The organism is Deinococcus budaensis (genome assembly GCF_014201885.1).
GTDB lineage: Bacteria > Deinococcota > Deinococci > Deinococcales > Deinococcaceae > Deinococcus > Deinococcus budaensis.
In genome coordinates this window covers 280349-297735 of the sequence record NZ_JACHFN010000001.1, presented here as the reverse complement: position 1 = coordinate 297735, position 17387 = coordinate 280349, and the positions used below count along the sequence as shown (strand labels likewise).

The following is a 17387-nucleotide window of genomic DNA, read 5'->3' as shown; positions in this document are numbered from 1 at the left end:
TCCTCCTGCTGTTAGTTTAGCGGGGGCCACTCAGGTTTTATGAGGATTCGCTACAGAAGATCGGGGTCAGCCTGAACGCCGCGCACCGCGAAATGCATCGCCGTGCGCTCCTCGGTCTCGACATCGAGCTTGACGAAAGACGGCTGCACGGTGAGGTCGAGGCGGTCGCCCGCCAGATACCCGCGCGCGATGGCGAGCGCCTTGACCGCCTGATTGACGGCGGCCGGGCCGATGGCCTGCACCTCCACCTGCCCCTGGGACCGCAGCAGCGCGGCCACTGCCCCCGCGACCGCGTTGGGCCGGGAGTTGCCGGAGACGCGCAGGGTTTCGACAGGAATCAGGGCCTGGGGCATATTAATGGTTCTAATATAAACTCATCTGGCGGGCGCGGCAATGCGCGGCGGGCCGCCCCCCCCATGCGGGGGGTCAGGCGGCTTTCCCGGCCCGCGCCCTGGTGGGGTTACTCGGCGTACTCGGCGAAGACGGCGCGGCCGATCACGAGCTGCTGGATCTCGGAGGTGCCCTCGTAGATCTCGGTGACCTTGGCGTCGCGGTAGAGGCGCTCGACGGGATACTCGCGGCTGTAGCCGTTGCCGCCGAAAATCTGGATGGCGTCGCGGGTGCAGTCCACGGCGGCCTCCGAGGCGAGCAGCTTGGCGATGCTGGCCTCCTTGCCGTAGGGCAGGCCCTGGTCCTTGAGCCAGGCGGCCTTGAGCGCCACCAGCCGGGCCGATTCGATGCGGGCGGCCATGCGGGCGACCTTGAAGGAGACGCCCTCGAACTCCTTGAGCTTCTTGCCGAACTGCTCGCGCTCGGAGGCGTAGCGGGCGGCGTGTTCCAGGGCCGAGCGGGCAATGCCCAGCGCCTGCATGGCGATCCCGATGCGGCCCGCGTCCAGGCTGGCGAGGGCGATCACGAGGCCCTGGCCCTCCTCACCGACCAGGTTGGCGGCGGGCACCCGCACCCCGTCGAAGGTGACGGTGGTCGTGTGGGCGGCGTGCAGGCCCATCTTTTCCTCGGGGCGGCCGAAGCTCAGGCCGGGCGTGCCCTGTTCCACGATGAAGCACGACACGCCGCGCGCCCCGGGACCGCCCGTGCGGGCCATCACCAGGTAGGTCTGGGCCTGCCCGCCCGAGGTGATCCAGGCCTTGGCGCCGTTCAGGACCCACCCGTCGCCGTCGCGCTCGGCCTTCAGCCGCAGGCTGGCCGCGTCGCTGCCCGCCCCGCTCTCGGTGAGGCAAAAGGCGCCGATCTTCTCGCCGCGTGCCAGGGGGCGCAGGTAGGTCTCGCGCTGGGCGTCGGTGCCGTAGCGCAGGATCATCTGCTCGGGCAGACCGTTTTGCACCGAGACGATCACGGCGACCGAGGCGTCGGCGGCGGCGATCTCCTCCAGGCACAGGGCGTAGGTCACCGAGTCCAGGCCCGCGCCGTCCCACGCCTCGGGCAGGGTCGCGCCCATCAGGCCGAGGTCGGCCAGCCCGCGCAGCTGCTCGTGCGGAAACTCGCCGCTGCGGTCGTACTCGGCGGCCTTGGGCGCGATCTCGGCGCGCGCGTATTCGCGGACATGCTGCACGATCAGGCGCTGGTCTCCGGAAAGCGCAAAGGCCATGCCCGGCTCGGCGGTGAGGGTCGCGGTCATGGAGTCAGGCTACCAAACGGGCGTTAGGAGGACTGTTCGGCAGCCTCCAGCCTACGCCTGGGTTGCCAGCGCCCGGACCAGCGCCTCCTCGATGCCGCGCCCGCGCCAGCCGGTGTCCACATTCAGGGCCTCGCCGCCCTCCCAGCGCAGGGCCGCGCCGATCACCGCGCCGCCCGCGACGGCCAGGGCCGCGCCCGTCAGCATTCCGGGCGCCTGGGGGCACAGCCGCGCGGCCGCCGTCCGCAGCGCCGGGGCCAGGGGCAGGGGCGGGCGGGTCACGCGGACGCGGGCGGGCAGGCCGGAGCCAGAACCGGAGGCAGTCACGCGCCGGAGTGTAGCGCGGGCGGGGCACTCTACAATGCCCCGCGATGACGGCAAGCGGGGCGGCACTGTGCAAAGACTGAGCGGGCAAAGACGGAGCGGGCAGGCAGCGGGCACACCTGCGGGGCAGGCGGGGGCGGAACCGGGAACGGCCCGCGCGTGAGGGGGCTGGGCCTCGCGCTGCTCACCTTACTGACGCTGCTGCTGGCCGCGCTGACGCTGGGAACCTTCGCCAGCCTGAATCCGGGCGCGCCGCTGTGGCTGCGCTCGCTGGGCAGCGCCGAAGGGCTGCTGAGCGCCGGGCTGGGCCTGGGGGGCGTGCCGGGCTTCGCGCGCGGGCTGGGGCTGGCGCTGCTGACCAGCGGGCTGGCGGGAGCGCTGGCGGCGCTGTGGAAACGCGGCTGACCCTGCGGCTGGTCCCGGGGCCGGACTCCCGCTGGGCGCGGGTGGCGGGGGTCCGGTCCTCTGGGGGGCGCGTGCTACGCTCGGGGCGTTTTGACTGCGGAAAGCCGGTCGCGGCCGCCTTGCCCCGGCTCCGGCGCCGCCCACCCAAGGAGCTTTTGAATGGAACCCATGCTGATTCAGGATGTGCTGAAAGTCTTGCCGCACCGCTTTCCCTTCGTGCTGGTGGACCGGGTGCTGAGCGCCGGGGGGGGCGAGGTCCACGCGCTGAAAAACGTGACGATTGGCGAACCCTTTTTCCCCGGCCACTTTCCGCAGGAGCCGGTGATGCCGGGCGTGTTGATCGTGGAAGCGCTGGCGCAGGCGAGCATGTTCTGCCTGCACGGGGAGCTGGAACCCGGCACGGTGGGCTACCTCGCCGGGGTCGAGGGCGCCCGCTTCAAACGCAAGGTGGTGCCGGGAGACCAGCTGCACCTGTACGCGAAACTGGAGTTCCTGCGCCGGGGCCTGGGCAAGACGACCTGCCGCGCCGAGGTGGACGGCGCGGTGGCGGCGGAGGCGACGATCCTGTTCGCGGTGGGGAAAGGGTGAGGAGGTTGGCGGTACGCGGTGAGCGGCGCGCAGGAGGCCACCCCCAGCACCTCCCTGTGCACGCCGACAGGGCGCCTGTCATCCCGACCGCGTACCGCCTCCCGCCTCCCGCGCACCGCTCCGCAGGAGCGCCCCGTTGACCCGTCTCACCCGCTACGTCACCCGCGAGCTGTGGCCCCCGTTGCTGGCGGGCACGTTGCTGTTTACCGCGATCTTGAGTTTCGGGTACTTCTTCATCTCCAGCCAGTACCTGCGGGGGGTGCCGCTGGGGCTGGTGGGGCAGTGGATCGCCTATCAGGTGCCCGACACCTTGGTCAAGGTGCTGCCGATGGCCGCCGTGCTGATGACCGTGGTGGCCTTCGGGCGCCTCGCCACCGAGCGCGAACTGGTGGCGGTGCAGGCGGGCGGCATCGGGCTGGGACAGGTCGCGCGGCCGGTGGTGGCCGTCGCGGCGGGGGTGACCGCGCTGGCGCTGTGGCTGAGCCTGTGGGTCGCCCCGCGCGCCAACGTGGAGACGCGCAGCCTGTACTGGGACGTGCTGACGGGCAGCGGCCTGGGCCGACTGGTCGGGCAGACGCTGGACCTGCGCGGCGGGCTGACGCTCTCGCTGGCAGGCTACGACCACGAGACGCGGCGCATGAGCGGGGTGCGCGTCGAACGCTGGCAACAAGACGACATCCGCCGGGGCACAGTGATTTTCGCGCAGCAGGGAACGTTCGAGGACAACCGGCTGAGCCTCACGGGGTATCAGGTCTTCAGCGTGAACTACGCGGCCGCCGCCGAGCTGACGCGGGTGCCGGAAAATGACCCCGCCGCCTTCCGGGCGGCCGTGAACGAGGTCTTTCCCAGCGTGGTGCTGCCCGAAGACCCGGGAGCCGCGCTCAACCTCGACACCGGGCTGTCGCGCCAGGAGACGTTCGCCCAGTACGCCGACGCCATCGGGGCCGACAGTCAGGGGTGGCCCGAGCTGATCGCCACGCTGGGCGACCCCGGCGCGCCCGCGCAGGAGCGGCAGGACGCGCGGCTGAACCTCAACCGCAAGCTGGCGCTGCCCTTCGGGAACCTGGTGCTGGCGCTGGCGGCGCTGCCTTTCGCGCTCAGATACGGGCGCACGCTGGGGGTCAGCCTGGGCATCGCGCTGATGATCGCGGTCGCGTACTACCTGGTCTTTTTCGTGGGGCTGACGCTGGCGGGAAGCTTCCCCGCCTTGCCGGAGCCGGGCGTGTGGCTGGCGAACGTGGCCTTTGCACTCGCGGCCCTGTGGCTGCTGAGGCGCACGTGACCGCAACCGGGACGCGGGAAGGGCCAACCCCGCGCGCTGAGTCTCCCGCACAGCTCCCCGCCACCGAGCTGCGGGCCTTGATTCTGTCGGCGTCGTTCGGCAGCGGGCACCACCAGGCCAACGACGCGCTCGACCGGGCGCTGCGGGCGCGGGGCGTCCCCCTGCGGGCGCGGCACGCCGACCTGCTGCGCTACCTCAACCCCCTTGAGCGTGGGGTCACGGCGGGCACCTACGCGGCGTGGCTGCGCTACGCGCCGGGGATGTACCGGGCCTTTTACGACTGGACCGACCGCGAGAGCGAGCCGCGTTTTCTCACCGGCGCGTTCGGCGTGCTGGGCTTGCGCGGCATGTGCCGGGACGTATCGGCGCTGCGGCCCGAGGTCGTGGTGAGCAGCTACCCCACGCCGGTCGCGCTGGCGCACACGGCGCGCGCCCGGCTGGGGCTGGATTTCCTAAACGCGCTGGTCGTGACCGACTACCGCGTCCACCACCACTGGGCGCGGCCCGAAGCCGAGCTGCTGATGGTGGCGACCGAAGAGGCGCGCGCGCAGATGGGCCGCTGGCGCATTCCCGAGCAGGACGTGGTCGTGACCGGCATTCCCATCAATCCGGCGTACCGGGCGCTGATCGGGGCCGACCGGGCGGCGCTGCGGGAAAAGCGCGGGCTGAGGCCGGACCAGCCGCTGATCCTGGTCTCGGGGGGCGGGACCGGCAGCTACCGGGCACTTTCGCGGGTGCTGGGGGAACTGGGCGCCCTGGGGCGGCAGGTGCAGGTGCTGGTGCTGGCGGGGGCGCGGGCGCGCGGGGTGACGCGGGTGGGCGGCGCCACCGTCCACGCGCTGGGCTTCACCACCGACTTTCCCGAACTGCTGGCCGCGTCCGATCTGGTGGTGGGCAAGGCGGGCGGCCTGACGGTGGCCGAGGCGACCACGCTGGGGGTGCCGCTGGTCGTCCACGAACCCATTCCCGGGCAGGAGGAGCACAACGCCGACTACCTGGTGCGCCACGGGGCGGCGCGGTGGGCGCGGGGGCTGGCCGACGTGCGCCCCGCCGTGCTGCGGGCGCTGGACCCTGCCGAGCACGCCTGCCTGAGCGCCCGCGCCACCGCCCTGAGCGTGCCCGACGCCGCCGACCGGGTGGCGGGTGCGCTGCTGCGCAGGCTGGGGCGGGCGTGAGGAGGCGCTGGGCGTGGGGGGCCGGGCTGCTCACCGGGTACGCGCTGCTGCCTTACCTGCTGGTGCAGCGGCTGAACCTGGGCCTGATCCGTGAGGGCGCCCAGGGCACCCGCGCGCTGGCGCTCACCTTCGACGACGGGCCGGACCCGGCCACGACCCCCGCCGTGCTGGACGCGTTGCGGGAGGCGGGGGCGCGGGCCACCTTTTTCGTGATGGCGGGGCGGGCGGGGGCGCACCCGGAGCTGATCCGGCGGATGCTCGCCGAAGGCCATGAGGTCGGGGCACACGCGGTCCGGCATGTCCACGCCTGGGGACGGACCCCCTGGGGCGCGTTTCTGGACCCGGGGCGCGCCGCCCGGCGCGTCGCGTCCGTCACCGGGCAGCCTGTGCGGTGGCACCGGCCCCCGCACGGCGCCTATACCCTCGCCACCTGGGCCGGACAGCGGGCGGCGGGCGTCACGGGCGCCCACTGGAGCGTCGAGGGCCGCGACTGGCACCCCGCCTCCACCCCGCAGACGGTGCGGGCGCGGGTGAACGCCCAGGCGCATCCGGGAGGAATCGCCGTGCTGCACGATGCGGGACCGGGCGCGCGGGTCAGCGTGCCGATGCTGCCGGGCCTGCTGGCCGATCTGGGCGAACGGGGCTACCGGCTGGTGCCGCTGGGCGAGCTGCCCGGCGCGGCGCCGCTGGGCGCGCGGGCACTTCCCCGCCGGGTGATGGGCGGCCTCGACCGGGTGCTCGACCGCCTGAGCCGCACCCGCCCCGCCGGGGGCCGCGCGGACAACCTCTTCCGGGTGGGACGGGTGCGCTTTCCGCTGCCGCACGTCACGCTGGCAGACGGCACCCCGGTCCCCAGGGGCACGCCCGCCGCCGAGTTCCACGTCAACAATCCGCTGCTGGTGGACCTGGGCCTGCGCCGCAGCCTGCGCCTGGCCCGGGAGGACTTCCGCGCCGTGGCCCGCGACCTCCAGACCCGGCCCGAGCTGGGAGACGCGCAGGTCGTCTTCTGCCTCAGCGCCCTGTCGCCGCTGCTTGCCACCCTGGGGTTCGAGACCCAGGCCCTCTCGCCCGCCGACACGCGCCGGCTTCAGACCTGGGCGAATGTGCTGCGCCGCGCCTACGGCAGCGACCCGGACGCGCCCGAGCCGAAACTGAGCGTCATGGGGCGGGCAGGCTTTCTGGAGCGGTATGGAACGGCGGAGCGTGGGCGGCCATGAGCGCAAGACAGGGACCCTCCGCTCCCCACTTGCCACTACCCTTCCTGCTGTGAACTACGACGATTTCGCTGACCTCTACGACCACCAGTACGGCGTGTACCGCGACGACCTGCACTTCTACGCGGGGGTGGCCGAGCGCGCGGGCGGGCCGGTGCTGGAGGTGGGCGCCGGAACGGGACGGGTCACGGCTTTTCTGGCGCGGCGCGGCGTGCCGGTGGTGGGGCTGGAGCCGAGCGCCCGCATGATCGAGCGCGGGCGGGCGCGGGCGCAGGAAGAAGGGCTGGACCTGACCTTCGTGCAGGGCGGCGCGCAGGACTTCGCGCTGGAGGAGCGCTTCGCGCTGGTGATCGCGCCCTTCAACGCGCTGATGCACCTGTACACGCCGAATGAGCAGCTCGCCGCGCTGGAAAACCTGCGGGCACACCTGCGGCCGGGCGGCGCGCTCGCGTTCGACCTGTACGTGCCGCGCTACGGCGAGATGAACACCGTGCGGCACGAGGGCGAGACCTTCTACGGCCAGGGCGGCTCGCGCACGGACGTCTTCCTGGTCCAGCGCCACGACCGGCCCCGCCAGCACGTGACCACCGAGTACCACGCCGACACCACCGCCCCCGACGGTACCCTGCGGCGGCGGCACTACACCCTGACCCAGCGCTACTACACCCGCTTTGAGATGGAATGGTTGCTCCGGCACGCGGGCTTCGAGGCGCCGCGCGTGACAGGGAGTTTTCAGGGCGGCCCGCTGACCGACGCGAGCGAGGTGATGGTGTTCCAGACGCGGCGTAGAGATTAGGCCGCAGCGCAAGTCTCGGGCGCTCAGAATCGGGGTGGAGGTCCAGATGCGAACACTTCAGGTGGTGGCGGCCCTGCTGTTGCACGGCGGGGCGTGGGCGGGGGGCGCGGAAGGCGGGGACAGGGTGCTGGCGACGTTCGCGGACGCGCCGGGATGTGCCCCGGCCGTCAGGATCATCCGCGTGGGGGGGCGGCCGGATGCCCAGGCGTCCGCGCGGGTGCAGACCCTTTTGCGCCTGGACCAGCAGGACCGTCAGGGCGTGATCGACTGGACCGTGGTGACCCTCCGGGATCAGGCGAGGCGGGAGGAAGTCAGGGCGATGCTGGCCCAGGGCCGGCTGACGACCGCCGAGGACTTCTACGCCGCTGCCTTCGTCTTCCAGCACGGCAACTGCGTTGAGCATTTCAGGGTGGCAAACTTCCTCGCCGCGCAGGCCATGAAGAAAGGCTATCCGGGCGCACCGTGGATCTACGCGGCAAGTCTCGACCGTCTGCTGATGAATCAGGGCAAACCCCAGCACTTCGGAACGCAGTATGTCGGGGACGCCAAGGGCTGCAACTGGAAGCTTTATCCCGTGGACCCCAAAACGACGGATTCGGAGCGCGCACGCTACGAAGTCCCAACATTGGCTGAGCTTCAGGCCAGAGCCGATCAGCTCAGTCCACCCTCCTGCCCCTGACACGCCCCTCGCGTCCGGCCCTGCCGTCTCAGCCCCGCCCCCGCACCTTGCGCCGCGCATGTCTCATCCCGTGGTCGGGCCGCACCCCGTCGGCCAGCAGGTGCAGCCACTGGCTGAGGTAGTAACCCAGCAAGAGCGGCAGCAGTACCTTGAGACTGATCGGCTGCGGAATGCTCGGCAGCGGCACCCCCGGCCACACGAAGCGCAGCAATCCGGCGATCAGGCCCACGATCACGGCCAGATACGCCAGCCGGGTCAGCGGTCCCAGCAGCCAGGTGTGCGACAGGCCCCGGTGGCTGAACAGCATCCCGTAGGGCACCCACAAGAAGCCCAGCACGCCCCAGCGCCGCTTGCTGTCCACCCGCCCTTCCGCGAGGTCGAGGTCGGGCGAGAGCAGGAAGGTGCCCACGAAAAAGCCCAGCGTGAAGGTGAGCGCCTGCACGGGCGTGATGTTCAGCAGTTCCTGGCGCGAGGCGACGAGCACCCCGGCGGCCAGGACGCTGTAGACGGCGATGTTGGTGAGGTTGTGAACGCGACCACTGGGCACGCCGCCTATTGTGGCGCGCCCGGCGGCGCGGCGGGCCGGGCGGCGAGGCCCCCTGCCCCTGGCCGAGTTCATCTGCGGTCAGCCTGGATGCGCCATGCTGAGGGACACATGAAACGCCTCTCGCCCGTCCTCACGGCGCTGCTGCTCCTGGCAAGCTGCGCCGCCCCCCCGGCGCCTCCCAGTCCGCCCCCGGTGACGCCTCCGGTCACGCCGGGCGCGCCGACCTGCGGGGACACGAGTCAAACCTCCGGGGCCAGCCTGACGGCCCCCGCCCGCGCGGCGGCGCTGCCGGTCCCCCGGCTGACCCCGGCGAGCGCCGGCAGCACCCTGGCGCTGGGCACGGCGCTGGGGGGCGAACTGACGCAGGCGTTCACCGGCCGCTGGGAACTCGACCGGGTGCCGGACTGGCTGAGCGTGCAGCCTGCGCGCGGCGAGGGCAACGTCGCCCTAAAGGTCACCGCCGACCGCGCGCGGGCCACCCCGACCGCCGCTGACCAGCCCCAGCTCAGCGGCGAGGTCAGCGTGACCTGGCAGCAGGGAACCCAGAGCGGGCGCTTCAGCTGGACCGTCACCGCCGACCAGTACACCCTGACCGGCCGGGTGCTGGACGCCGCGCGCGCGCAGGGCACGGACGCGGGCACCGGAGGGGACGTCGCGGCGCAGGGGACGGCGGCCGCCCGGGGCGTGATCGTGAAGTACCGCTCGGCGGCGGCCCAGGCGGTGGCGCTGGGGCGCGCGGCTCCGGCGGGCACGCTGAGCGGGGCGGCGCAGGCCACCACCCTGGACACTCTGGCGGGACTGGGGGCGGGACGCGGGGCGCTGGCCGACCTGGGAGGCCGCCGCCTGCACCTCCAGACCAACGACGTGGCGGGAGCGCTGCGGGCGCTGCGCTCGGATCCCAACGTGGAATATGCCGTGCCCAACGCGCTGCTGCGTGCCCAGGCGGAGGCGGCCCCGGTGGTGCCGACCGACCAGTACGCCGGGCTGCAATGGGCCTACAAGCTGCTGGGCTACCCGGCTGTCTGGCGCGACATGGAGGCGGGGAGCTACACCCGCCCGGTCACGGTCGCCGTGATCGACTCGGGCGTGCGCTTCGACCATCCCGACCTGGCGGGGCAGTTCCACGGGCCGGGTGAGGGCGCGCTCGACGTGCTGTGTTTCGCGCCCCCGGTGAACGGGGCGGGCGGCTACGACAACGGCGACGGCGACGGGGTGGACACCGACCCGACCGATCCCGGCTCGCCCACGGGCGGGGGCGGCAGCCACGGCACCCACGTCAGCGGCATCATCGCGGCGCGCTGGGGGCAAATCGGGCCGTTTCCCGGCTGCCCGGAGTGCAGCACCAGCGGCGGGGTGGGCGCCAGCTACAAAGCGCCCGTCAAGGTGCTGCCCATCCGCGTGATCGACGCGGCGGGCGACGCGGAGATCGCCGACGTGGTCACCGGCCTGCGCTACGCGGCGGGGCTGGAGGTCACGCTGGAGGGCCAGGCGTACCGCACGCCGCACCCGGCGCAGGTCATCAACCTCAGCCTGGGGGCGGCGATCTCGGCCGACACGGCCCGTCCGCTGTGCGAGGCGGTGGCCGACGCGACCCGCGCGGGGGCGCTGGTGGTCGTCGCCGCTGGCAACGGCTACGGGACCGCGCCCTTTTACCCCGCCGCCTGCGAGGGCGCGGTCGCGGTGGGCGCGGTGACGCTCTCGGGCGCCAGCGCCCCCGCGCACGCCCGCTATTCCAACCGCTACGCGCAGGTTCAGCTCTCGGCGCCGGGCGGCGTGGACCTCAACCCGGCGACCTTTTACAACGGCGCCCAGCTCAACGGCGATCCCTACGCGGACGTGATTCTCTCCACCGACTGGGACTACACCAGAAACCAGCCCACCTACATGGGCCATTCAGGCACCAGCCAGGCGGCCCCGCAGGTCAGCGCGCTCGCGGCGCTGCTGCTCAGCAAGGGCGTGACCCAGGGGCGCGAGGACACCCTGAAGCGGCTGGTGGACACGGCCACCGACCTAGGCGCCGAGGGGCGTGACCCGCAGTTCGGGCACGGGATGGTCAACGCGGCGGCGGCCCTGGGCGCCCCGGCGATCAGCGACACGCTGGGCCTGCGGGTGCAGGACAGCCGGGGCCTGGCCTTTCAGCCCAGGCTCGACGCGCTGGGCCGCTTCAACGCCTACCTCCCGGACGGCATCTTCCGGGTCGTGGCGGGACGCGACCGCGACGGCAACGGCATCTACGGCGAGGCGCACGAGCCGCGCACCGAGCGCGAGGCCGACCTCGGCCCTGGGCAGGTGCAGGTAGACCTCGGGGACCTGACCCCCACGCCCTGAGCTTCCGGCCGCCCGCGCCTCCGCGCCCTGATAGGCCGGGGGCGCTTGCCGTGGCCGTTGCGGGATCTTCCTGCCCCCAGCAGCCCAACTGTGCAGCTCGCTTGACACTGTTCCAGGGTGCCCCTACCCTGAGCGCACGCCCTTGTGCTTTACCTGCCGTTTAGGCTGCTCTCCGCTTGCCGTCAGGCTGGGGAGGCGGACCGACGCGGCACCGGAGGCTTCATGAAGAAACTGCTGCTGACTGCTCTACTCGCGACCCTTCCCAGCGCCGGGGCTGCCACGCTCGTGTTCGGCGGCAACGGCGACCCCGTCAGCCTGGAGCCGGGCAACATCACCGACGGCATCAGCATCATGGTGCAGCGCCAGATTTACGACACGCTGGTGGACTTCAAGAACGGCACGACCGACCTGGAACCCGGCCTGGCGACGAGCTGGAAGAGCAACCCGGCCGCAACCCAGTGGACCTTTACCCTGCGCAAGAACGTCAAGTTCCACGACGGCACGCCCTTCAACGCCGACGCGGTGGTGTTCAACGTGAGCCGCTGGTGGGACAAGGCGCACCCCTACGGCTTTCGCAACCAGGGCCGCACCTTCGAGATCATGGGCGAGCTGCTGGGCGGGTACAAGGGCGACGCGACCGCCGTCATCAAGAACATCGTCAAAGTCAACGACAACACGGTGCGCTTCGACCTCAACAAGCCGTCGAGCGTGTTTCCCAGCGTGATCGGCTCGGGCTACTTCGGCATCGCCAGCCCTGCGGCCATTCGCAAGGAGGGCGCGAAGTACGGCACGCCCGCCTCCAAGCCGGTCGGCACCGGCCCCTTCATCTTCCAGAGCTGGCGCACGGGTGACCGCGTGGTGCTGCTGCCCAACAAGCTGTACTGGGGCGTCAAGCCCAAGGTCGATCAGTTGGTGGTCCGCTCGATCAAGGACGCCTCGCAGCGCCTCAACGAGCTGAAGGCCGGAACCATCGACTTTACCAACGACCTGACGCCCGACGCCCTGAAGAGCGTGCAGGCCGACCGCAACCTGGTCGCGGTCAAGCGCCCCAGCTTCAACGTGGGCTTTGTCAGCCTGAACAACCGCAACCAGTACCTCAAGAACGACCAGGTGCGGCAGGCGATCTCCATGGCGATCAACAAGGAAGCCATCGTGGAAGCCTTCTGGAACGGACTGGGCACCAGCAACACCAGCTTCGTGCCGCCGGTGCTCGCCTGGGCGAACTCCAAGAACGTGCCCGCCGACTACAAGTTCGACCCGCAGGCCGCCAAGAAGATGCTCGCGGACGCGGGCTACCCCAACGGCTTTTCCATCGACCTGTGGTACATGCCGGTCAGCCGCCCGTACTTCCCCACGCCCAAGCCCATCGCGGAGGCCATCGCCGCCGACCTCTCGGCCATCGGCATCAAGGTGAACCTCAAGACCCAGGACTGGGCCAAGTACCTCGAAGAGCGCAACAAGGAACCCGGCTTCGACATGTACATGATCGGCTGGACCGGCGACTATGGAGACCCCGACAACTTCTACGGCGCCTACTACGGCTCGAACGCCAGCGACGACATCAACTGGAACCCGCCGGAAGTCCAGCGCCTGCTGGAGCAGGGCCGCGCCGCCGTCGGCCAGACCGCCAAGGCCCGCGTCTACGCCCAGCTGCACGAGCTGACCTACAAGGCCAACTACCGCCTGCCGGTGGTGCACAGCCAGCCGCTGTCGGCGGCCCGCTCCTACCTCAAAGGCTGGGTGCCCAGCCCGCTGGGCAGCGAGGCCTTCAACACCATTACCATCACGGGCAAGCGCTAAGTACGGCGGCAATACCCGGCTGCGGTCCGCTCCTGAAGGGCGCGGGCTTCTGAGGGGTGCGGGGGGGGCGAGATCGGTGGCCCGCCCCGCGCCCTGTTCCGGCTTCTGCCCGGTCCCGCGAGGCCGGATGCAGTGCGGGACGGGGCGCCCGACTTCCGAGCATCCGGGAGAGCACCGGAGACTCGTTCAGCTTCGCCGCCCTGCCCCTTTTGCTTTGCCGTCCGCTTCGCCCGGTTGCTGCGCAGGAAGCGGCGCAACCCGGTACGAGAGGAGCTTTTCACTTTGACCAGTTACCTGATCCGCCGCATTCTGCGGACCCTGCTGGTGATGATCGGCATCAGCGTGGTGGTGTTCGCCTTCGTGCGCTCGATTCCCGGCGACCCGGCGACCGCCATGCTGGGCGAGCGCGCCACGCCCGAGGCCGCCGCCGCCCTGCGCGAGCAGCTGGGGCTGAACAAGCCGTGGTTCATCAACTTCCAGAACCCCACCAATCCCCTCGACGCGCAGTTTCCCAAGTACGTGGGTCAACTGGTGCAGGGCGACCTGGGCAGCGGCCTCAAGAGCAACATCCCGGTGCGCGACGAACTTGCCGCCCGCTTTCCCGCGACCGCCGAACTCGCCGTCGCCGCCCTGCTGTTCGCGCTGCTGGTCGGGCTGCCCGCCGGGATTCTGGCGGCGCTGCGGCGCAACAGCGTGTGGGACAACCTCGCCACCACCATCAGCCTGGTGGGGGTCAGCATGCCGATTTTCTGGCTGGGCCTGCTGCTGTCGTACTTTTTCGCAGTGCGGCTGGGCTGGCTGCCGCCCTCGGCGCGGCTGGGCAACGAGACCGTGCTGGAACCGGTCACCGGGTTCTATGTCCTCGACGCCCTGCTGCGCGGCCAACCCGCCGCCGCCTGGGACGCCGTGCGGCACCTGATCTTGCCCGCCATCGCGCTGGGCACCATTCCGCTGGCGATCATCGCGCGCATCACCCGCTCCAGCCTGTTGGAAGTACTGGGCCAGGACTATGTCCGCACTGCCCGCGCCAAGGGACTGTCGCACCGCACCGTGACCCTGAAGCACGCGCTGAGAAACGCCCTGCTGCCGGTCGTGACCGTGATCGGGTTGCAGGCCGGGGCGCTGCTGGGCGGCGCCGTGCTCACCGAGACGATCTTTTCCTGGCCGGGGCTGGGGTCGTGGGTCTATGAGGCGATCAGTCAGCGCGACTACCCGGTCATTCAGGGCGGCGTGATCTTCGCGGCGCTGGTGGTCAGTCTGGTCAACCTGCTGGTGGACCTCAGCTACGCCGCGCTCGACCCCAGGATTCAGTACCGCTGAGAGGCGCGGGGTGGGTCGTCCGGGAGCGTCACGGCTTCCGCCCGCCTCCCGCCTGCGCCGCTGCTCGGCCCTGCACCGCTCCTTTCCCCCCCGAGGTATCTATGACCACCCTCTCCCCCCCCGCTCCGGCCAAGCGCCAGCCCAGCATCTTCTGGCGGCGCTTCCGGCGCTCGACGCCCGGCAAGGTCGGCGCGGTGATCGTGGCGGCGTTCGTGCTGCTGGCGCTGCTGGCGCCCGTGATCCAGCCCTACGACCCGACCACCGACCGTAACTACCGCCTCAACCTCAAGCCGCCCAGCGTGGCCGCGCTGTGGAACCCCGAGGTCGCCGAGGAATACCGCGACCCGGTGACCGGAGCCGTGGGCGTCTGGCAGGCCCCCTTCGGGACCGACAACCTGGGCCGCTCGATTTCCACCCGGGTGCTGCACGGCGCGCAGCTCAGCCTCAAGGTCGGCGTGGTGAGCACCGTGCTGGCCCTGATCGCGGGCACGCTGCTGGGGTTGCTGGCCGGGTACTTCGGCGGCCTGCTCGACACGGTGGTGGGCTACCTCAGCGACGTGATGCTGGCCTTTCCCAGCATTTTGCTCGCCATCGGCTTTGCCAGCATCTTTTCCAGCGACAATCCGCCGCTCTTGATCGCGGCGATGGACCGCCTGTTCGCGCTGAACAGTCCGCAACTCGTGACCGCGATGCTGGCGGTGTCGCTGGTGCAGGTGCCGGTGTACATGCGGCTGGCCCGCGCGGTGGTCCTGAGCATCCGCGAGCGCGAGTTCGTGCAGGCCGCCGGAGCGCTGGGCGCTTCTCAAGGCCGCATGATCTTCCGGCACGTGCTGCCCAACAGCCTCTCGCCCCTGATCGTGCAGGGCGCCCTGAGCATCGCCACCGCGACCATCGAGGTCGCCGCACTGGGCTTTCTGGGCATCGGCGCGCAGCCGCCCCTGCCCGAGTGGGGCACCATGATCAGCGATTCCAGGCAGTACTACGTGGACGCGCCGTGGACGATGGTCTTTCCGGGCCTGGCGATCTTCCTGACCGTACTGGGTTTCAACCTGCTGGGCGACGGCCTGCGCGACGTGCTCGACCCCAGAAGCACCCAGTAGTGGCAACCCCAGACCAAGGGCAGAGGGGCGGCCAGATCCCCTCTGCTCCTTTCTTGTCCCTTCTGGGTGCGGCTGGAAGGGGACTCAGGCGAGCGCCGTCACCAGGCCGCTGAGGTCCTCGGGCCGGTAACGCTGGCCGGTGGCGTGCAGCAGTTGCCGGACGAGGCGCAGCGCGGGCAGCCCGGAGAGGTCCAGGCCGGACGCGCCGCTGCTCCCGGGGGTGGCCTGGCCGGTCAGGTCCACCAGGGTGTGGTAGGGCTGGAGCAGGCCGGGCGGCAGGCTCCCGCCCGTCAGCACGACCAGGTCGGCGCGGTCGGCGAGAGAAGCGAGGGCCGAGTCGCGGCGGGCGACCGGAAAGGCGCGCACGTTGGCGGGCAGGTCGCGGGCGAAGCGCTCGGCTTCCGGGTAGGAGTCCGCCACGATGCCCACGTTGCCAAAGCCCAGGCGCACCAGCGGCAGCGCCCGCGCGAGGTCCGCGCCAGTCCCCAGCAGCAGCGCGTCGGCGCCGCGCGCCGCGTATCCGCTGGCCTCGACCGCGTCGGTCAGGGCGTCGGCCAGGGCGTAGGTGCCGTGGACGCCGCCGGTAAAGGCCAGGGCGTCCACCCGGCCCACCCGCCGCGCGGCCGGGTCGGCCTCCACCTGCCCGGCCACCGCGACCTCGCGCGAGGGGTGGACGAGCGCGCCCGCGAACCCCAGCGTGCGGCAGGCGTCCAGCACGGCGGGCAGCTCCTCGTCGGGCACAGGCAGGGCCAGCAGACCCCTCTCCCGCAGGGCGCGGGCGGCGGAGACGGGGTAACCGATCAGGGCGAGGGGCACGTCAGAGGGGGCGGGCATCCGGGTCAGTCTAGCGCGCGCCCGACAGCCCAGAAGGCCGCCCCCCCACTGGGAGACGGCCCCGGTACGCAGAGGGAGAAGCCGTCAGTTGGGCTTGCTGTCCGCGCGGCCGGAGGCGCCGGACTGGGCCTGCCCGGTCCCGGTCTCGCCCGGCTGACCCTGGGCGGGTTGGCTCTGGCCTCCAGCGCTAGGGGCCGCGCCGCTCGCAGCGGACGATCCGGCCTCGGGCGAGCCGCCCCAGGTCGCGCCGGTCGTGGCCGCCTGGGTGGAGGGCGCAGCGCCGGGCGCCGGGGCCTGAGCAGGCTCCTCGATGCGCTCCAGCCACATCGAGCCGATCACGTTGCGGGCGTCGCGGCTGGCCTTGTGGAGCCGCTCGGCGGCCTCGGGACTGACCGACTCGACGGCCCTGAGGATGCCCTGACGGGCCGCCGGAATGCGGGCCAGCACGACGATCCCCGTGCCCAGCAGCGCGAGGGTCAGCACGCCGCCCACGCCGCTGCCCGTCTGCGCCTCAGCGCGGCGGGCGCGTTTCTGGCGCCGCGCCTTCTTGTCTTGCTTTTCCAGCAGGGCCAGATGCCGGGCCGCCTGCTTGTGCAGGGGCGCCATCCGCTTCTCGACCTCGCGCTCGAGCTTGTCGGCGTCCCAGTGACGCCGGGCCGCGCGCAGTTCCTTTTGCACGTCGCGGCGGGCGCGGCTGAGCTGGCGCTCGGCGTCGCGGCGTCCCGCTTCCAGCGTGTCCTGCCCGGTGCGGGCCAGGGCCTTGGCGCGGCCTTCCACGTCCGAGAGCAGCTCCTGCCCCGCCCGCCGGGCGTGCGCGAGGTCGCGGCTGGCCTGCCGGGACGCGCCGCCGATCACCTGCGCCGCACCCTGGCGGCCCTCGCTGGCGAGGTCACGGGCGGTGTGCCGCGCCTCACGCGTCAGCTCGGTCGCGCGGCTGGCGGCGGCTTCGGCCGCGTGCCCGGCGGCCTCCTGCACGGTTTCCAGCAGGGCGTGGGCGCGGCCCGGCACCTCCTCACGCAGGGTCTCCAGCGCTCCGGCACCCTTGTGGACAGCCGTCTGGGCGGCCTTTTCCGCCTGATCGGCGGCGGTCGCCAGGGCGGGCTTGACCGTGCCTTCCAGCGTCTCCTCCAGCGTCTTGACGGTGCCTTCCAGGGTGTGGCCCGCCGTGCTCATCAGGCTGCGGGTGCCGCCGACCAGCTTGCGCCGCGCCTCGGCATTCAGGGCCAGGGCGGCCAGCCCCCCCAGCAGCAACAGGCTGCTCTTGCTGACTCCCGCATTGTCGTCGCCCACGCGGACGTGTTCGGCCTTGTTCATGTCGCGCTCCTTTCGCGTTCCGGACCGGGCTGCCGGGCGGCGGCC

Annotated in this window: 17 protein-coding genes; 11 read left to right on the top strand and 6 right to left on the bottom strand. The window is 71.8% G+C overall.

Annotation, left to right across the window (positions count from 1 at the left end; all coding sequences use genetic code 11):
- Nucleotides 1-50: 50 nt before the first annotated feature.
- From HNQ09_RS01420 to HNQ09_RS01410, 3 genes are all read right to left on the bottom strand, one after another.
- Nucleotides 51-353 carry a stage V sporulation protein S gene (locus HNQ09_RS01420; protein ID WP_184024419.1) on the bottom strand — a complete coding sequence of 101 codons (303 nt, stop codon included), beginning with the start codon at nt 351-353 and terminating at the stop codon, nt 51-53.
- Between the two features lie 107 nt (nt 354-460).
- Nucleotides 461-1639: an acyl-CoA dehydrogenase gene (locus tag HNQ09_RS01415; RefSeq protein WP_281378239.1), complete on the bottom strand. Its 1179-nt coding sequence runs from the start codon at nt 1637-1639 to the stop codon at nt 461-463.
- A 51-nt stretch (nt 1640-1690) separates the two neighbouring features.
- The gene (locus HNQ09_RS01410; RefSeq protein WP_343057567.1) at nt 1691-1963 is read right to left on the bottom strand and encodes a hypothetical protein; all 273 of its coding nucleotides are present in this window, start codon (nt 1961-1963) and stop codon (nt 1691-1693) included.
- Nucleotides 1964-2119: 156 nt separating this feature from the next.
- On the opposite strand from HNQ09_RS01410, the gene HNQ09_RS01405 reads away from it, so the two are divergent.
- The 7 genes from HNQ09_RS01405 (at nt 2120) to HNQ09_RS01375 (ending at nt 8099) form a co-directional block, all read left to right on the top strand.
- Nucleotides 2120-2365 (top strand): hypothetical protein, encoded by a 246-nt coding sequence (locus HNQ09_RS01405; RefSeq protein WP_184024417.1) that lies wholly within the window; start codon nt 2120-2122, stop codon nt 2363-2365.
- A gap of 159 nt (nt 2366-2524) precedes the next feature.
- Nucleotides 2525-2953 carry a 3-hydroxyacyl-ACP dehydratase FabZ gene (gene fabZ, locus HNQ09_RS01400; protein ID WP_184024415.1) on the top strand — a complete coding sequence of 143 codons (429 nt, stop codon included), beginning with the start codon at nt 2525-2527 and terminating at the stop codon, nt 2951-2953.
- 136 nt (nt 2954-3089) lie between these two features.
- Nucleotides 3090-4235, top strand: coding sequence for an LptF/LptG family permease (locus HNQ09_RS01395; protein ID WP_184024413.1), 1146 nt, complete (start codon nt 3090-3092; stop codon nt 4233-4235).
- A complete protein-coding gene (locus tag HNQ09_RS01390; RefSeq protein ID WP_343057566.1) occupies nt 4232-5410 on the top strand; it encodes an MGDG synthase family glycosyltransferase in 1179 nt (392 codons plus the stop codon). Before HNQ09_RS01395 ends, HNQ09_RS01390 begins: the two co-directional genes overlap by 4 nt.
- Complete coding sequence (locus HNQ09_RS01385; protein WP_184024410.1) at nt 5407-6627, top strand: polysaccharide deacetylase family protein; 1221 nt, start codon at nt 5407-5409, stop codon at nt 6625-6627. The genes HNQ09_RS01390 and HNQ09_RS01385 overlap by 4 nt, the downstream gene beginning before the upstream one ends.
- 49 nt (nt 6628-6676) lie before the next feature.
- Nucleotides 6677-7420 (top strand): methyltransferase domain-containing protein, encoded by a 744-nt coding sequence (locus HNQ09_RS01380; protein WP_184024408.1) that lies wholly within the window; start codon nt 6677-6679, stop codon nt 7418-7420.
- A gap of 64 nt (nt 7421-7484) precedes the next feature.
- A complete protein-coding gene (locus HNQ09_RS01375; protein WP_184024406.1) occupies nt 7485-8099 on the top strand; it encodes a hypothetical protein in 615 nt (204 codons plus the stop codon).
- Between the two features lie 28 nt (nt 8100-8127).
- Here the strand turns inward: HNQ09_RS01375 and HNQ09_RS01370 are convergent, their stop codons facing one another.
- Complete coding sequence (locus tag HNQ09_RS01370) at nt 8128-8646, bottom strand: metal-binding protein (RefSeq protein ID WP_343057565.1); 519 nt, start codon at nt 8644-8646, stop codon at nt 8128-8130.
- A gap of 108 nt (nt 8647-8754) precedes the next feature.
- On the opposite strand from HNQ09_RS01370, the gene HNQ09_RS01365 reads away from it, so the two are divergent.
- From HNQ09_RS01365 to HNQ09_RS01350, 4 genes are all read left to right on the top strand, one after another.
- Nucleotides 8755-10974 carry a S8 family serine peptidase gene (locus HNQ09_RS01365; RefSeq protein ID WP_184024402.1) on the top strand — a complete coding sequence of 740 codons (2220 nt, stop codon included), beginning with the start codon at nt 8755-8757 and terminating at the stop codon, nt 10972-10974.
- A gap of 222 nt (nt 10975-11196) precedes the next feature.
- Nucleotides 11197-12774, top strand: coding sequence for an ABC transporter substrate-binding protein (locus HNQ09_RS01360; protein ID WP_184024400.1), 1578 nt, complete (start codon nt 11197-11199; stop codon nt 12772-12774).
- Nucleotides 12775-13056: 282 nt separating this feature from the next.
- A complete protein-coding gene (locus HNQ09_RS01355) occupies nt 13057-14094 on the top strand; it encodes an ABC transporter permease (RefSeq protein WP_184024397.1) in 1038 nt (345 codons plus the stop codon).
- A gap of 101 nt (nt 14095-14195) precedes the next feature.
- A complete protein-coding gene (locus tag HNQ09_RS01350; protein ID WP_184024393.1) occupies nt 14196-15194 on the top strand; it encodes an ABC transporter permease in 999 nt (332 codons plus the stop codon).
- An 84-nt stretch (nt 15195-15278) separates the two neighbouring features.
- Here the strand turns inward: HNQ09_RS01350 and HNQ09_RS01345 are convergent, their stop codons facing one another.
- Nucleotides 15279-16028 carry a shikimate dehydrogenase gene (locus HNQ09_RS01345; RefSeq protein ID WP_184024391.1) on the bottom strand — a complete coding sequence of 250 codons (750 nt, stop codon included), beginning with the start codon at nt 16026-16028 and terminating at the stop codon, nt 15279-15281.
- Nucleotides 16029-16112: 84 nt separating this feature from the next.
- Nucleotides 16113-17342 carry an alginate biosynthesis protein AlgP gene (locus HNQ09_RS01340; protein ID WP_184024389.1) on the bottom strand — a complete coding sequence of 410 codons (1230 nt, stop codon included), beginning with the start codon at nt 17340-17342 and terminating at the stop codon, nt 16113-16115.
- Nucleotides 17343-17387: the final 45 nt, after the last annotated feature.

What these genes read in the sequence shown, in the direction of transcription:
- HNQ09_RS01420 (WP_184024419.1), bottom strand. Translation starts at nt 353, where the DNA reads ATGCCCCAGGCCCTGATTCCTGTCGAAACCCTGCGCGTCTCCGGCAAC.
- HNQ09_RS01415 (WP_281378239.1), bottom strand. Translation starts at nt 1,639, where the DNA reads ATGACCGCGACCCTCACCGCCGAGCCGGGCATGGCCTTTGCGCTTTCC.
- fabZ (WP_184024415.1), top strand. Translation starts at nt 2,525, where the DNA reads ATGGAACCCATGCTGATTCAGGATGTGCTGAAAGTCTTGCCGCACCGC.
- HNQ09_RS01365 (WP_184024402.1), top strand. Translation starts at nt 8,755, where the DNA reads ATGAAACGCCTCTCGCCCGTCCTCACGGCGCTGCTGCTCCTGGCAAGC.
- HNQ09_RS01360 (WP_184024400.1), top strand. Translation starts at nt 11,197, where the DNA reads ATGAAGAAACTGCTGCTGACTGCTCTACTCGCGACCCTTCCCAGCGCC.
- HNQ09_RS01350 (WP_184024393.1), top strand. Translation starts at nt 14,196, where the DNA reads ATGACCACCCTCTCCCCCCCCGCTCCGGCCAAGCGCCAGCCCAGCATC.
- HNQ09_RS01345 (WP_184024391.1), bottom strand. Translation starts at nt 16,028, where the DNA reads ATGCCCGCCCCCTCTGACGTGCCCCTCGCCCTGATCGGTTACCCCGTC.
- HNQ09_RS01340 (WP_184024389.1), bottom strand. Translation starts at nt 17,342, where the DNA reads ATGAACAAGGCCGAACACGTCCGCGTGGGCGACGACAATGCGGGAGTC.